Source organism: Streptomyces rectiviolaceus, assembly GCF_039533825.1.
GTDB lineage: Bacteria > Actinomycetota > Actinomycetes > Streptomycetales > Streptomycetaceae > Streptomyces > Streptomyces rectiviolaceus.
Map to the genome: position 1 here is coordinate 59,083 of NZ_BAAAUG010000158.1, position 14,578 is coordinate 73,660.

Annotated in this window: 12 protein-coding genes; 3 read left to right on the forward strand and 9 right to left on the reverse strand. The window is 71.5% G+C overall.

The features are described from left to right. From ABD378_RS35940 to ABD378_RS35950, 3 genes are all read right to left on the reverse strand, one after another. Positions 1-499 (reverse strand): SseB family protein (locus tag ABD378_RS35940; protein WP_344528131.1); only part of this gene is annotated, 499 nt, incomplete at its 3' end. A 31-nt stretch (positions 500-530) separates the two neighbouring features. Then, on the reverse strand, positions 531-1,700 hold the full coding sequence (mycP, locus tag ABD378_RS35945) for a type VII secretion-associated serine protease mycosin (protein ID WP_344528133.1): 1,170 nt from the start codon (positions 1,698-1,700) through the stop codon (positions 531-533). Next, positions 1,697-3,247, reverse strand: coding sequence for a hypothetical protein (locus ABD378_RS35950; RefSeq protein ID WP_344528135.1), 1,551 nt, complete (start codon positions 3,245-3,247; stop codon positions 1,697-1,699). The genes mycP and ABD378_RS35950 overlap by 4 nt, the downstream gene beginning before the upstream one ends. A 353-nt stretch (positions 3,248-3,600) precedes the next feature. On the opposite strand from ABD378_RS35950, the gene ABD378_RS35955 reads away from it, so the two are divergent. Then, a complete protein-coding gene (locus ABD378_RS35955) occupies positions 3,601-4,803 on the forward strand; it encodes an amino acid deaminase/aldolase (protein WP_344528136.1) in 1,203 nt (400 codons plus the stop codon). Between the two features lie 42 nt (positions 4,804-4,845). Here ABD378_RS35955 and ABD378_RS35960 read toward each other — a convergent pair whose 3' ends face one another. The 6 genes from ABD378_RS35960 to ABD378_RS35985 all read right to left on the reverse strand — a co-directional run bounded on the left by ABD378_RS35960 (position 4,846) and on the right by ABD378_RS35985 (position 12,088). Continuing rightward, positions 4,846-5,808, reverse strand: coding sequence for a DUF2510 domain-containing protein (locus ABD378_RS35960; RefSeq protein ID WP_344528137.1), 963 nt, complete (start codon positions 5,806-5,808; stop codon positions 4,846-4,848). Positions 5,809-5,845: 37 nt separating this feature from the next. Further along, complete coding sequence (locus ABD378_RS35965) at positions 5,846-7,150, reverse strand: HAD family hydrolase (protein WP_344528138.1); 1,305 nt, start codon at positions 7,148-7,150, stop codon at positions 5,846-5,848. A 34-nt stretch (positions 7,151-7,184) separates the two neighbouring features. Continuing rightward, positions 7,185-8,477 carry a haloacid dehalogenase-like hydrolase gene (locus tag ABD378_RS35970; protein WP_344528140.1) on the reverse strand — a complete coding sequence of 431 codons (1,293 nt, stop codon included), beginning with the start codon at positions 8,475-8,477 and terminating at the stop codon, positions 7,185-7,187. Positions 8,478-8,568: 91 nt separating this feature from the next. Next, positions 8,569-9,348: a 3-oxoacyl-ACP reductase gene (locus tag ABD378_RS35975; RefSeq protein ID WP_344528141.1), complete on the reverse strand. Its 780-nt coding sequence runs from the start codon at positions 9,346-9,348 to the stop codon at positions 8,569-8,571. A 6-nt stretch (positions 9,349-9,354) separates the two neighbouring features. Next, on the reverse strand, positions 9,355-10,716 hold the full coding sequence (locus tag ABD378_RS35980) for an aldehyde dehydrogenase family protein (RefSeq protein WP_344528142.1): 1,362 nt from the start codon (positions 10,714-10,716) through the stop codon (positions 9,355-9,357). A 7-nt stretch (positions 10,717-10,723) separates the two neighbouring features. Beyond that, entirely contained in the window at positions 10,724-12,088 is a 1,365-nt protein-coding gene (locus tag ABD378_RS35985) for a glutamine synthetase family protein (protein ID WP_344528144.1), read from the reverse strand. Positions 12,089-12,165: 77 nt separating this feature from the next. Here ABD378_RS35985 and ABD378_RS35990 point away from each other — a divergent pair, with 77 nt between their 5' ends. Together ABD378_RS35990 and eat are read left to right on the forward strand one after the other, a co-directional pair. Beyond that, on the forward strand, positions 12,166-12,936 hold the full coding sequence (locus ABD378_RS35990; protein ID WP_344528145.1) for a FadR/GntR family transcriptional regulator: 771 nt from the start codon (positions 12,166-12,168) through the stop codon (positions 12,934-12,936). Positions 12,937-13,092: 156 nt separating this feature from the next. Next, on the forward strand, positions 13,093-14,541 hold the full coding sequence (gene eat, locus ABD378_RS35995) for an ethanolamine permease (RefSeq protein ID WP_344528146.1): 1,449 nt from the start codon (positions 13,093-13,095) through the stop codon (positions 14,539-14,541). The last annotated feature ends 37 nt before the right edge of the window (positions 14,542-14,578 follow it).

Genomic DNA, 14,578 nt, shown 5'->3' on the forward strand with positions numbered 1-14,578 from the left:
CCGCGCGCACCGCGGCCGTGACCGCGGGGTCCAGAAGCGGGTCCCGGGTGTGGCGGCCTTCGGAGAGGGCGATCAGGGCGGGCCGGTTGATCTCGTAGGGGACGGGTCCCGCGAGGTCGAGCACGATCGTGTCGGCCTGCTCATGGGCCGCGGCCTGGAGCGCCTGGTGCAGCGGGACGGCGACCGGCCTGGCCTCGGGGTCCCACAGGGCGAGGGCCTGGGTCGAGGTGAACGCGGGCAGCGCCTTGCGGTCGCCCGCCTTGAGGGTGGGCACCGCCATGTCGCTGGACTTCTCGCGGCGAAGGCCGTTCTCGCCCTCCTCCACCTCGCCGAGGACGGCGACCACGGGGACGAGCAGGCGGGCGCCGGTGAGCGCCTCCAGGACGGGGCCGTGGGCCGTGCGGTCCTCGGCCCAGGCGGTCAGTGCCGCGGTGAGCCGGGGGTCGGCGGAGCCGTCGTCGTCGCAGAAGCCGGGGTCCGGGATGTTCTTGTTCGCCACGGTGCCGACCCTATCGAGCGTGGTCCGGGCGCTATCGGGCGGTGCCGGGGCGGGTGCCACGCCTGCCGCGCCAGAGGTAGACCGCCGCTGCCAGGAGGGCCGCTCCGAGGCCACCCGCGACCGGGCCGACCCAGCCGGCGGGGCCGTCGTCGCCCGGGTCCGCGTCCGGCCCCGGGCCGAAGTACTTCTTTCCGTACGCCGCTGATTTCAGCCCGTCCGGCTTCTTCTTGCCGCCCTCGGCGATCGCGGCCGCCGGGTCGATGAAGCCGAAGCCGCGTGAGTCGTCGTGGCCCCCGCTGGGCACGTCGCGGGCGGTGTCCTCCAGGAGCTGCTTGATCTGGACCGGGGTCAGACCGGGGTGGGCGGCGCGGACCAGCGCGACGGCGCCCGAGACGAACGCCGACGCGGCGCTGGTGCCCCAGCCTTCGTAGTACTCGCGGTCGGGGTCGGCGATGACGATCTTCTTGCCGGGGGCGCTGACGGTGGCGTACCAGCGGCGGGTGGAGAAGGAGGCGCGGTCGCCGCTCGAGTCGACGGCGGTGGCGGCGATGACGCCGGGGTAGGCCGCCGGGTAGGAGATGTGGTCGCCGCGCTCGCCGCCGTTGCCCGCCGACGCGACGACGACGGCGCCCTTCTTCAGGGCGTACTGCACGGCGGCGTCCTCGGCGGGTTCCGGGTGGGCGGACTTGGAGTCGTCGCCGAGGGAGAGGTTGATGACGTCGGCGCCGTGGTCGGTGGCCCAGCGGATGCCGTCGGCCAGGGCGTTGCCCCGGGTGTTGCGGGCCTTCGAGCGGTCCGGGTCGCCGTCCTCCAGGATCACGCGGATCGGCAGGATCTTCGCCTCCGGAGCGATGCCGATGACGCCGTCGCCGTTGCCCGAGCCGTGTCCGTGGCCCGCGATGATGCCGGCCATGGCGGTGCCGTGCCGGGCCCAGGGGCGGTCGCCCTTCTTCGCGCCGAAGCCGACCATGTCCTTGCCCTCGAGGACGCTGCCGGTCAGGTCGGGGTGGTCACGGTCTATGCCGGTGTCCAGGACGGCGACGGTGACGCCCTTGCCCTTGGTGGTCTGCCAGGCCTGGCTGGTGTGCATGGCGTCGAGGGCCCACTGCTGGGCGCGGATGCCGTCGTCGGCGTGTGCGGTGGCGGGCAGCAGGGCGAGTGACACGGCGAGGGCGGCGACGGCCGGCCGGCGGATTCTCAAGAGGACTTCTCCGTGGCCGCGATGGTTTTGCGCAGGCGCCGCTCGACGCGGTCGGCGATGCCCTTCGCCTCGTTGCCGAGGCCCGCCTGGGCGGGGGCGCTGGTGGCGGACGTCTTCATGGCCTCGTCGGCGGGCTCGGGTTCGGTGACCGGGCGGCCGTCGGCGAAGCCGGAGACGGAGAAGGCGACGACGGGGGCGTCCGGGAGCACGGACACGGTCCAGGAGGCGCGCTGGGCGTCGCCGAAGTCCGCGGCCGGGGTGCCCTTGGCCGCGTACGGCCGTGGCATCAGGTCGGGGCGCCGGTCGAGGCCTTCCTCCGTGAAGCGGGTGCGCAGGGAGCGCATCGCTTCGGCGTCGGCCTTGGTGAACAGCAGGCCCACGGTGGTGACATGGCTGCGGGTCGCGTCCGTGTACGTGGCGCGCAGCAGCCTCAGGCAGCCCGCCGGGGCGAGGGCCTTGCGCAGCAGTGGGTCGAAGGCGTTCTTGCAGGTGCTGTCGGGGGCGACGGCGACGCGGGTCCAGGTGCGGTCGGCTCCGCCGGGGCCCGCTCCCTCTCCCTTGACGGTGACCGGGAAGAGCTCGTCGACGGGCACGCTGTGCCAGAGCTCGCCCGCCACGGCGTACGCGTTCCGGGTGGTGCCCGTCCCTGGGGAGCTGCCGGTCAGCCAACTGCCGGTGGCCGCGCCCCCGATGAGCCCGAGCCCGAGCACGACACAGGCAGCGGCGGCGGTCACGCGGGGCTGCGCCCAGGTACGGACGGGCCGCAGCCGCGTGGTGCTGTCGTCGTACAGCGCGGGCCGGGCGAAGGACACGAAGGGCCGCCCGGCGCCGGGTCCCGGTGTCAGGTCGACGGCGCCGACTGCCCGGCGGGAGGCGGTGGTTCGGGGGGAGGTGGTGGGTGTGGGTACGGCCTTGGGGGTGCGGGCGTACGCGTGTGCTTGCGAGATCGCGGGCTCGGTGCGGGGTGCCGGAGGCGAGGCGAGCGGGGGCGCGGGGGTGGACCCGGATCCCAGCGTGGATGTGGACGCGGATGTGGACGCTGATGCGACTTCGGGCTCCGGCGCGGACCAGGGCGGTGGCGCGAGCCCGGGAAGCGGCGCGGGCCCCGAGTCGGCCTCAGGTATGCCCGCGGGCACAGCCGCGGGGCCCGACGGCGGTGCGGCAGGCATCGGGGGACGGAGTCGGTAGTCCGCGACGCCCGGTTCGCTCTCCGTGTCCGTGACCGGCACGCCGACGTGCGGCGCTGCCGGAGGGCGCGGCGGCAGGAGCGGTGCTTCGGCAGCGGGCGTCCGAGCGGAGTCCGGGGCGGGGTCGGACACCGGCACGTGCGTGCGCGTCGGCGTGCCGGTGACCATCGACTGAGGCGGCGTATCGGGAAATCGCGCCGAAGCGGGCGGCGGGGGCGGAGACGGCAGCGCCTCGCCGTCAGCGTCCTGCTCGTCGTCCGGTGCCGCGGCGGGCTCCGGCATCCTCACCCGGTCGAAGGGCGCCAACAGGTCCCCGAGTATGGAGTCGTGATCGCCGTCATCGGGCGCGGGGTCGGCCACAGATGAAGCGGATGGGCGGAGCCCCGAGCCCTCGTCGTCCGGGTACGCCCGGTCCCCGGGTCCAGGGTCCTGGGCGCCGTCCTCCGGGGTCCGCGGACGCCCGTCCGGGAAGCGTGCGGACGGCACGGGAGGCGGCAGCGACGAGGGCGGGCCCGGTGGTGGGGGTGGAGTCGTGGGACGTGGCGGGACAGGTGCCCGTCGCGCTTCCGTGCTCATGCACCCCCCGTTTCCTCGCTCTTCTGCCGTAACTCTAAGGGCAGATTCCGGTCGTGCGGGAACCAGTCCGCGGCCCCGGGCGATCTGCCCGGATCATCCCCCTACCCTCGGGTAATCACGTCTGGCAGGCTTCGCCCATGACCCCCCGTGCAGCAGACCGGGCCCGCTACGACCGGGCCACCGCACACCTCGACGCCCCCGTCGCGATCGTCGATCTGGAGGCATTCGACGCCAATGCCGACGACCTCGTACGACGGGCAGGCGGGAAGCCGATCCGGGTCGCGAGCAAGTCCGTGCGCTGCCGGGCCCTCCTTGAACGAGTCCTGGCCCGTGACGGCTTCGCCGGGATCATGTCCTTCACGCTCGCCGAGTCCTTGTGGCTCGCGCGGTCCGGGTTCGACGACGTCCTGCTCGCCTATCCGTCGGCCGACCGCGCCGCCTTCGCCGAGCTGGCCGCCGACCCGAAGCTCGCGTCCTCGGTGACCGTGATGGTCGACGACCCGGCGCAGCTGCGGCTCATCGACGAGGCCAGGGGCGGCGGGGGCGAAGAGGTGCGGGTCTGCCTGGAGTTGGACACCTCCTACAAGATCCTCGGCGGGCGGGTGCGGATCGGGGCGCTGCGGTCGCCCCTGCACTCCCCCGTCCAAGTCGCCGCGCTGGCCCGGGCCGTGGCCCGGCGGCCGGGCTTCAGGCTCGTGGGCGTGATGGCGTACGAAGGGCATGTGGCGGGGGTCGGTGACGCGGTCGCCGGTCATCCCGCGCGCTCCCGGGCGATCCGGCTGATGCAGGCCGCCGCCCGCAAGGAGCTCGCGGCGCGCCGGGCCGAGACCATCCGCGCGGTGCGGGCGGTCGCGCCGGACCTGGAGTTCGTCAACGGCGGGGGCACCGGCAGCGTGCAGCACACCGCGGCCGAGCGGGCGGTGACCGAGATCGCCGCCGGGTCGGGTCTGTACGTACCGCGCCTCTTCGACAACTACACGTCGTTCAGCGGGCGTCCGGCCGCGCTCTTCGCGCAGCCCGTCGTGCGCCGCCCCGGTGTGGGCACCGTGACCGTGCTCGGCGGCGGCTACCCCGCGTCGGGCGCGGCGGGCGCCGACCGCTCCCCGGTGCCGTACCTCCCCGAGGGGCTGCGCTACGACCCGCAGGAAGGCGCGGGCGAGGTGCAGACGCCGCTGCTCGGCGCGCCCGCCGACGACCTGCTGATCGGCGACAAGGTGTGGTTCCGGCACGCCAAGGCCGGGGAGATGTGCGAGCGGTTCGACGCGCTGCACCTCGTCGAGGGCGACCGCGTGACGGCCACCGTCCCGACGTACCGGGGGGAAGGGCACACGTTCCTCTGAGGGAACGGGAGCGTCAGGGCGTCGCGTGACGGAACGGGACCGTCAGGGTGTCGCGCCCACGCTGTTGCCCACGCCGCCGCCCGTCGCGCCGCCGCCGACCGGCAGGATCCCCTTGGTGATCTTGTCCATGTCGGAGAGGGGCGGCGCCTCGTCCCCGGCGTCGATGGCGAAGCGGACGATGACCATCGCCTCGGAGCCGACGCTGGAGGGGAAGGCGAGCGACTGGACGTATCCGCCGGGGCCCTTCTCCGTGCGGACGCGCCAGCGCACGAGGTAGCCGGAGCGGCCCGCCACCGCGACCGTCCCTTCCTTGACCTTCTCGTGCCGTGCGATCCCGCCGAACGGCTGCATGCCGACCTTGTCCTCGTCGTACGCCCGGTCCGCCGCCTCCTTGATGTCCCCCAGCGCCAGTGCCTTGGGCGAGCGCTCGTCGGTCGCCGTCGCCGTGCGCGAGTAGACCGTGCCGTGGCGGCAGAGGCTGCCCTCGCCCGGACAGTCGTAGACGTCCGGGGTGCGCACTGTCGGATCGCCGCCGACCGTGCTGTCGGCCTTCTCCCAGCCGCCGGGGACGGGGATCGTGATGCCGTTGAGCTGGTCGACGAGGGTGGAGGGGTCGGGGTCGGGCGCCGATGTGGTGGGCGTCGGCGAGGTCGGCGTGGGGGTGTCCACCGGCTCCGATGTGGTCGGCGCGGGCGGGCCGCTCCGCGGGTCGCCGTCGTCCTTGCCCAGGAGCACCACGCCCGTGACGATCGACGCGACCAGGACGACCCCGGCGGTGGCAAGCGCCACCACCTTGGCCCGGCCGCCTCCGGAAGCTCCCGGCTGCGGCTGGACCTGGGTCTGTGCCTGCGGCGGCCCGAACCCCGGCTGCGCCTGGCCCGTTGGGAAGGCTTCGGGCGCTCGCCGGTGCTCGGTCCACGCGGACCCGTCCCACCAGCGCTCGACGGGCTGGGCCGGTGGGGCCGACGGGTCCGTGTACCAGCCGGGAGGGGGCGACATGCTCATCCCGGCACTCTAAGACGTGCCGTGAAGCTCAGGACAGTCAGTACACCGCGTCCACCTGATCCGGCACCACCGAGCCGTCCTCGCGCAGGACCGGGCCCTTGCTGCCGTCCGGTTCGTTGTACGCCGCCGTCGAGCAGGGGTAGAGGTCCGGCTTCTGCTTCATGGGCTCGATGAACATGGGGTTCACGACCCAGCGGCCGTCGGCGTTGTCGTAGCCGCGGCACATGACCTCGTTCTTGTTGCGGTTCAGGACGAGGTGCGCGCCCGTGGCGTCGCCGACGAAGGTCACGTCCGTGTCCGCGTCACCGCCGCCGAGGGCGATGCGGTGGGAGGGATCCTGCTTGTCCCAGGCCGACTTGCCCTTGACGCCGTAGATCTCCTGGTTGATCCAGCAGCGCTTGCCGTCGATGTACGGGATGGCCTCGCCCTTGTTCACCGGTACGTCGCCACAGCCCTGGTTCCAGCTGGTGATCCGTCCCTTGAGGTCGAGGACCGAGCGGATGGCGATGGTGTGCTTCCGGTCGACGCCGACGCTCTTCGACCAGACCTCCGTCACCGGCTCCGAACCCGCGGAGACGATGTAGACGTCGAACCCGGCCTTCTTGAGCGTGCGGATCAGGTCGCGCTGCTGGTCGTAGTAGCGGGCGTAGCCGGGGATCTCGTGCGTGCCGACGGTCTGGGTGGCGCCGATGGGCGCGGCGAGGGCCTCCTTGCGGGCCTTCGCCGCGTACGACTCCAGTTCGGGGACGGTGTGTCCGGCGAAGAGCTGGGGCACCCAGGCGTACTGCGGGACGGTGTGCCGGTGGTCCCACTCGCCCGCGAAGGCGGCGGCGCCGCTCATCGTCTTCCCGTCCTCGCGGACCTCGAAGATCTCGTCGGCGCAGTCGGTGTCGGTCGAGGTGGGCAGCGGCTTGCCGACCGGCACCTTCGTGCCGCAGGCCTTGGTGAGCGCCTTGTCGGCATCGTCCGTCATCCACTTGCTGGTGGACTTCCAGGTGGCGGGACGCAGGATCTTGTCGTGGTGGAGTGACCAGGCGATCGTCGCGTCGGTGATGTCGTTCTTGACGACGGTGTTGTCCCAGTCGAACGCGGCGACGGGGCGCTTCTGGTCGTGCCCCCGGTGGGAGCCGCAGCGTCCGCGCTCGTCGATCATCTGCTGGAGCCGGTCACGGTTGTCGCCGTACCAGGTCAGCTTCTTGGACAGCTGCGGGCAATGGGCCTTCGCAGCGGGGGAGTTCGGGGAGTTCACGGGCGTGGCGGCGGCCGCGGGGAGCGTCGCCGGTACGGCCGCCAGAGTGGCGGCCGTGGCCAGCGTCAACGCCAAGGCATGTCTGTTGCGCATGCGCATGGACCGTACATCAATCTCCCCGGCCAGGTCAGGCCCCGTGCACCGTGTCCTTCTGGTCGGGAACGACGGACCCGTCGGCGCGGCGCACGGGACCCTCGTCGCCGTTCCGTTCGGTGTAGCCGGTGCTCGCGCACGGGTAGGGCTTCGCGAGCTTCCCCTTGGGCTCGATGAACATGGGGTTCACCAGCCAGCGGCCGTCGCCGTTGTCGTAGGCGCGGCACATCAGCTCGTTCTTGTTGCGGTTCAGGACGAGTCGCAGGGCGGTGGCGTCGCGCAGGAAGGAGATGTCGGTGTCGGAGTCGCCGGCCGCGAACACCTGTCGCTCGTCCGCAGGTCGGACCTGCTCGGCGGCCGCGCCCCGGACGCCGTAGACCTCCTGGTTGATCCAGCAGCGCTTGCCGTCGATGTACGTGATCATCGAGTCGTCGCCGTCCCTGACGGTGCCGCAGCCCTTCAGATGGGCCGTCAGCTTCCCCTGCGCGGCGACGTTGCGGATGCCGATGGTGTGCCGGGCGTCGACGCCGACGCTCTTCGCCCACACCTCGGCGACCGGCTCGGGCGACGCGGAGACCACGTACACGTCGAATCCGGCCTTCTTGAGCGTGCGGATCAGGTCGCGCTGCTGGTCGTAGTAGCGGACCCAGCCGGTGAACTCGCCGGTGCCGACGCGCTGTTCGGTGCCGATGGGCGCGGCGAGGTTCTCCTTGCGGGCCTCGGCGGCGAAGCCCTTGACCTGGCGGGTGGACCAGCCGCGGGTGAGCTGGGCGAGCCAGGCGTACTGGGGTTCCATGCGGCGGTGGTCGAACCCGGCGAAGGCCTCGTCCCCGCCGGTGGTGGCGCCCTCGCCGTAGACGGAGGCGATCTCGTCGGCGCAGTCGGTGTCGCGGCGCGTGGGGAGGGTGGCCGATGTGGCGGGGCAGGCCTTGGCGAGGGCCTTGGCAGCGGGGTCGGTGAGATAGCGGCTCGTGGTGTGCCAGTCCGCGTTCTTCGGCGTACGTATCTTGCTGTTGCGCAGGAGCCAGAACATGGTGGCGTCGCCGACGTCGTTCTTGATGACCGTGTTGTCCCAGTCGAAGGTGGCGACGGGCTTGGCGCCGCCTCCGCCGTGCCGCTCGCCGCACTTCCCGTACGTGTCGATCATCTTCTGGATCCGGGCCTTGTTCTCCCCGTACCAGCCCTTGGAGACCGTGAGCGCGGGGCAGTGCGCGGCCCCGGGGCGAGCGGGCTGGGTGGCCTGAGCCGTGGCCTGGACGGTGACGAGACCGGCTGCGGCGACGGCGAGGACTGCGGTGGCCGCGGCGGCGCGGCGCTTGATATTCACGAACACGCTCCAGTGTTTACGCAGGTCAGCCGGGCGTCGTGCGACGCCCGGCTGACGGGTGGGTGGCTGTGGGGTGAACTACGGGTGGGGTCTACTGCGGGGTTACGTACGCCCCGGTGAGGCCGCCGTCGACCAGGAAGTCGGTGGCGTTGACGAACGAGGAGTCGTCGCTGGCGAGGAACGCCACGGCGGCCGCCATCTCGTCGGCCTCGGCGAAGCGGCCCACGGGGATGTGGACGAGGCGGCGCGCGGCCCGCTCGGGGTCCTTGGCGAACAGCTCCTGGAGGAGCGGGGTGTTGACCGGGCCCGGGCACAGGGCGTTCACGCGGATGCCTTCGCGGGCGAACTGCACGCCCAGCTCGCGGGACATGGCGAGGACGCCGCCCTTGGAGGCGGTGTACGAGATCTGCGATGTCGCCGCGCCCATCCTCGCCACGAACGACGCGGTGTTGATGATGGAGCCCTTGCCCTGGCGGCGCATGTAGGGGATGGCGGCCTTGCAGCAGAGGAAGACGGAGGTGAGGTTGACCTCCTGGACGCGCTTCCAGGCCTCAAGGCCCGTGTCCAGGATGGAGTCGTCGTCGGGCGGCGAGATGCCCGCGTTGTTGAAGGCGATGTCGACCGAGCCATAGGTGTCGTACGCGGTCTTGAAGAGCGCGTCGACCTGCTCGGCGTCGGTGACGTCGACCTTGACGAAGGTCCCGCCGACCTCGTCGGCTGCGGCCTTGCCCGCGGTCTCGTCGATGTCGCCGCAGACGACGTGCGCGCCCTCGGAGGCGAGGCGGCGCGCGGTGGCGAGGCCGATGCCGCTGCCGGCGCCGGTGATGACGGCGGTGCGGCCGACGAGGCGGCGGCAGATGTTCTCTGACATAGGGCTTCAGGCCTCCGTGCTTTCCGTGCTGATGAAGACGTTCTTGGTTTCCGTGAAGGCGGCGAGCGCGTCCGGGCCGAGCTCTCGGCCGAGTCCGGACTGCTTGTAACCCCCGAACGGGGTCCAATAGCGCACGCTGGAGTGCGAGTTGACGGACAGGTTCCCTGCCTGGACGGCTCCCGAGACGCGCAGCGCACGGCCCACGTCCCGCGTCCAGATGGACCCGGACAGGCCGTACTCGGTCGCGTTGGCGAGGCGGATCGCGTCGGCTTCGTCCTCGAAGGGGATGACGACGGCGACCGGGCCGAAGACCTCCTCCGTCGCCACCGGCGACGCGGCGTCGACGTCGGTGAGGAGTGTCGGCGGGAACCAGAAGCCGGGACCTTCGGGGGCCGTGCCGTGGATTCCGGTGCCGGACGGGACGTACGAACGCACGCGCTCCAGCTGGGACCTGGAGATCAGCGGACCCATCTGGGTCTTCTCGTCGGACGGGTCGCCGACGACGATCGACTCGATCGCGGGCCGCACGATCTCCAGGAAGCGGTCGTACACCGATCGCTGGACGAGGATGCGGGTGCGGGCGCAGCAGTCCTGGCCGGAGTTGTCGAGGTACGACATGGGGGTGGCGAGGGCGGCCGCTTCCACGTCGGCGTCGGCGAAGACGATGTTCGGGCTCTTGCCGCCGAGTTCGAGGGTCACTCGCTTCACGCGGTCGGCGCACTTGGCCATGATCTGTTTGCCGACGCGCGTGGATCCTGTGAACACGATCTTGGCGACGCCGGGGTGCTCGACCAGGGCGTTGCCCGCGACGTCGCCTGCGCCGGGCAGGACCTGGAAGAGGCCTTCGGGCAGGCCTGCCTCCAGGGCGAGTTCGGCGAGACGGAGCGCGGTGAGCGGGGTCGTCTCGGCGGGCTTCAGGATGACCGCGTTGCCGGCCGCGAGTGCCGGGGCGGTGCCCCAGGCGGCGATCGGCATCGGGAAGTTCCACGGCGCGATGACGCCGACCACCCCGAGGGGTTCGAGGATCGTGACGTTCAGGCCGCCGGGCACGGGGATCTGACGGCCGCTCAGCCGCTCCACTCCCCCGGCCGCGAAGTCGAGGAGATCGCGGACGTTGCCCGCCTCCCAGCGCGCGTTGCCGATGACGTGACCGGCCTCGCGCACCTCCAACCGCGCGAGTTCTTCCACGTGTTCATCGACGACCGCGGCGAAACGGCGCAGCAGGCGGGCCCGGTCGGCGGGAGCCACTGCGGCCCACTTCACCTGCGCCCTGGTCGCGCGTGCGACCGCGGCGTCGATGTCCTGTGCGGTGGCGGCGGGGACGGTCGCGACCAGTTCTTCCGTCGCGGGGTTCAATACCTCGAGCAAGGGTGCCTCACATGCGTTCGAAGGAGCGGCGGAGCTCCCAGTCGGTCACCACGGAGTCGAAGGCGTCCAGTTCGACCCGGGCCATGTTGCTGTAGTGCGCGACCACCTCGTCGCCGAAGGCGGCCTTGGCGATGGGGCTGTTCTCCCAGAGCTCGGCGGCCTCGCGCAGGGTGGTGGGGACGTGCGCGTAGTCACCGGTGTAGGCGTTGCCCGTGCACTCTTCGGGCAGTTCGAGCTTCTGCTCTATGCCGTGAAGACCGGCGGCCACGAGTCCGGCGACCGCGAGGTGCGGGTTCACGTCGCCGCCCGGCAGGCGGTTCTCGAAGCGCATCGAGCGGCCGTGGCCGATGACGCGCAGGGCGCAGGTGCGGTTGTCGTAGCCCCAGGCGGCGGCGGTCGGCGCGAACGATCCGGGGCGGAACCGCTTGTACGAGTTGATGTTGGGCGCGTAGAGCAGCGAGAACTCCCGGAGCGCCGCGAGCTGCCCGGCCAGGAAGTGCCGCATGACGGGCGACATGCCGCCGGGGCCTTCACCGGCCATGGCGTTGGTGCCGTCCGCGTCCGCGAGCGAGAGGTGGATGTGACAGGAGTTGCCCTCGCGCTCGTTGTACTTCGCCATGAAGGTGAGCGAGACACCCTCCTGGGACGCGATCTCCTTGGCGCCGGTCTTGTAGATGGCGTGCTGGTCGCAGGTGACGAGGGCGTCGTCGTAGCGGAACACGATCTCGTGCTGGCCGGGATTGCACTCGCCCTTGGCGGACTCGACGACGAGTCCGGCGGCCGCCATGTCGTTGCGGATGCGGCGAAGGAGCGGCTCGATGCGTCCCGTGCCGAGTACGGAGTAGTCGATGTTGTACTGGTTGGCCGGGGTCAGGGCCTTGTAGCCCGAATCCCAGGCCTGCTCGTACGTGTCCTTGAAGACGATGAACTCGAGCTCCGTGCCGACGTTGGCGGTGTAGCCGAGCTCGGCGAGCCGGTCGAGCTGGCGGCGCAGGATCTGGCGGGGCGCGGCCACCACGGGCGAGGAGTCGTTCCAGGCGAGGTCCGCGATGAGCATCGCGGTGCCTTCGTTCCAGGGGACCCGGCGCAAGGTGCTGAGGTCGGGGCGCATCGCGAAGTCGCCGTAGCCGCGGTCCCAGGAGGACATGGCGTATCCGTCGACGGTGTTCATCTCCGCGTCGACGGCCAGGAGGTAGTTGCAGCCCTCCGTGCCGTGCTCGAGGACGTCGTCGAGGAAGAAGCGGGCGGCGAACCGCTTGCCCTGGAGCCGCCCTTGCATATCGGGGAAGGCCAGGACGACAGTGTCGATCTCGCCGCTCGTGACGAGAGCACGTAGCTCCTCGATCCCGAGCGGGGGTGTGCGGTCTGCCACGGGAAAATCCTCCTTGGGTCAGCCGAGAGCCATAAGGTATTGCCGAGAACCATTGATTGGGAAGGGGGTACGGCCAGATGTCGCACACGGATGCCGACGCGGGTGCCGATGCGGCTGCCGATGCGGGTGCCGCGACCGCCGACGACCGACTGACGCCGGTACTGCGTCCCGTACGGGCGGGCAACGGCTTCGAGGAGGCTCTGGAGCAGATCCTCCAGGTCGTACGCCTCGGCCTGGTCCCCGGCGGCGAACGTCTGCCGTCGGAGCGGGAGTTGGCCGACCGCCTCGGCATCAGCCGGGTGACGCTGCGCGAGGTGCTCAAGGTGCTCCAGGACCAGGGCCTGGTCGAGTCGCGGCGGGGCAGGTACGGCGGCACGTTCGTGCGTCCGCGCCCCGAGGCGGCGGGCGAGGACGAGCTGCGGCGGCGCGTTGCGGACGTCGACGTCGAGGACGCGCTGCGCTTCCGCGAGGTCCTGGAGGTCGGCGCTGCCGGGCTCTGCGCGGCGCACGGCCTGACCGGCGAGCAGCGCGACCGGCTGCGCGAGGCGCTCGCGCAGACCCATGAGGCGCCGCTCTCCGAGTACCGCCGCCTGGACACCCTGCTGCACCTGACCCTTGCCGAGCTGTGCGGCTCCCCCTCGCTCACCGCGCAGTACGCGGCGGTCCGCGCGACCGTCAACGACCTCCTGGACTGCATCCCCCTCTTGGTACGGAACCTGGAGCATTCGCAGCGCCAGCACACCGCGCTCGTCGAGGCGGTGCTCGACGGGGACGCGGACGGGGCGCGGGAGATGATGCGCGAGCACTGCGCCGGTACGGCCGCCTTGCTGCGGGGCTTCCTGACATAAGGGGCGGGGTGAGGGGTGATTAACGGCGGCGTAACGCAGGGGTCTTGATTTCTCGCCCCCGGCACGGCAAAGGTATGGATCCGTTCCATTGAGTCACCCGTTGTTCCGTCACCCCACCGCAGTGCCGCCGCCGCGCAGTCGCATAGGAGCCGTGCCATGACCGTGGAGTCCCCCAAGACGAGTAGTGCCGCCGAACCGGCGGACGACTATCTGGAGCGGAGAACGCTGCGCAGAGGCAGCGCGGGCTGGCTGCTTCTCACCGGGCTCGGCGTCGCGTACGTCGTCTCCGGAGACTTCTCTGGCTGGAACTTCGGCCTCGCGGAGGGCGGGTTCGGCGGCCTCGCGATAGCCATGGCGCTCATGGGCGTGATGTACGCCTGCATGGTGTTCTCGCTGGCGGAGCTTTCCTCGGTCCTGCCCACCGCGGGCGGCGGCTACGGCTTCGCGCGCCGGGCACTCGGCCCCTGGGGCGGGTTCCTCACCGGCACGGCGATCCTCATCGAGTACATCCTGGCTCCGGCCGCGATCTCCATCTTCATCGGCGACTACGTCGAGTCCCTCGGCCTCTTCGGCCTCACCTCCGGCTGGCCGGTGTATCTGGCCTGCTTCGTCGTCTTCATCGGCATCCACCTGTGGGGCGTCGGCGAGGCGCTGCGCTTCAGCTTCGTCGTCACGGGCATCGCGGTGGCGGCGCTGCTCGTCTTCGCGGTCGGCGCGTTCATGGACTTCGACGCGTCGAAGCTGAACGACATCGCCGTGGACGGGGATGCCTTCGGCTCCACCTCCTGGCTGCCGATGGGCCTGTTGGGCATCTGGGCCGCCTTCCCGTTCGGCATGTGGTTCTTCCTGGGAGTGGAAGGCGTCCCGCTCGCGGCGGAGGAGACGAAAGACCCCGCCCGCACGCTGCCGCGCGCGATCCGCTGGTCGATGGCCATCCTCATCGCGCTCGCGCTCCTCACGTTCTTCGCGTCGGCCGGGGCGCGCGGCGCGAACGCGATCCAGGACGCGGGCAACCCGCTGGTGGAGGCGTTGCAGCCGGGCGGTGAGGCGACGGCGCTCAGCCGCGTCATCAACTACGCGGGCCTGGCAGGCCTTGTGGCCTCGTTCTTCTCCCTGATCTACGCGGGCTCGCGCCAGCTCTTCGCCCTGTCGAGGGCGGGCTACCTGCCGAGGTTCCTGTCGCTGACGAGCAGCCGCAAGGCTCCGTACCTGGGCCTGCTGGTCCCCGGGGCGATCGGCTTCGGCCTTGCGGCGGCGACCGGGGACGGCGCGCGGATGCTGAACGTGGCGGTGTTCGGCGCGACCATCTCGTACGCCCTGATGTCGCTCTCGCACATCGTGCTGCGCCGCAGGGAGCCGGGACTTGAGCGGCCGTACCGCACGCCGGGCGGCATGCTGACCTCGTCGGTGGCGCTGGCCCTTGCCTGCTCGGCGCTGGTCGCGACGTTCCTGGTGGATGTGACGGCGGCGTTGATCGCGCTCGCGGTATACGTGGTGGCGATCGCCTACTTCGGCTTCTACAGCCGCAAGCACCTTGTGGCGCGGGCGCCCGAGGAGGAGTTCGCGGCGCTCGCCGCCGCGGAGGCGGAACTGGAACGCGACTGAGCATGGCTGAGCAAGGCTGAGCATGAGGGACATGAAG

What these genes read in the sequence shown, in the direction of transcription:
- ABD378_RS35975 (WP_344528141.1), bottom strand. Translation starts at nt 9,348, where the DNA reads ATGTCAGAGAACATCTGCCGCCGCCTCGTCGGCCGCACCGCCGTCATC.
- ABD378_RS35965 (WP_344528138.1), bottom strand. Translation starts at nt 7,150, where the DNA reads ATGCGCAACAGACATGCCTTGGCGTTGACGCTGGCCACGGCCGCCACT.
- ABD378_RS35960 (WP_344528137.1), bottom strand. Translation starts at nt 5,808, where the DNA reads ATGAGCATGTCGCCCCCTCCCGGCTGGTACACGGACCCGTCGGCCCCA.
- eat (WP_344528146.1), top strand. Translation starts at nt 13,093, where the DNA reads ATGACCGTGGAGTCCCCCAAGACGAGTAGTGCCGCCGAACCGGCGGAC.
- ABD378_RS35990 (WP_344528145.1), top strand. Translation starts at nt 12,166, where the DNA reads ATGTCGCACACGGATGCCGACGCGGGTGCCGATGCGGCTGCCGATGCG.
- ABD378_RS35955 (WP_344528136.1), top strand. Translation starts at nt 3,601, where the DNA reads ATGACCCCCCGTGCAGCAGACCGGGCCCGCTACGACCGGGCCACCGCA.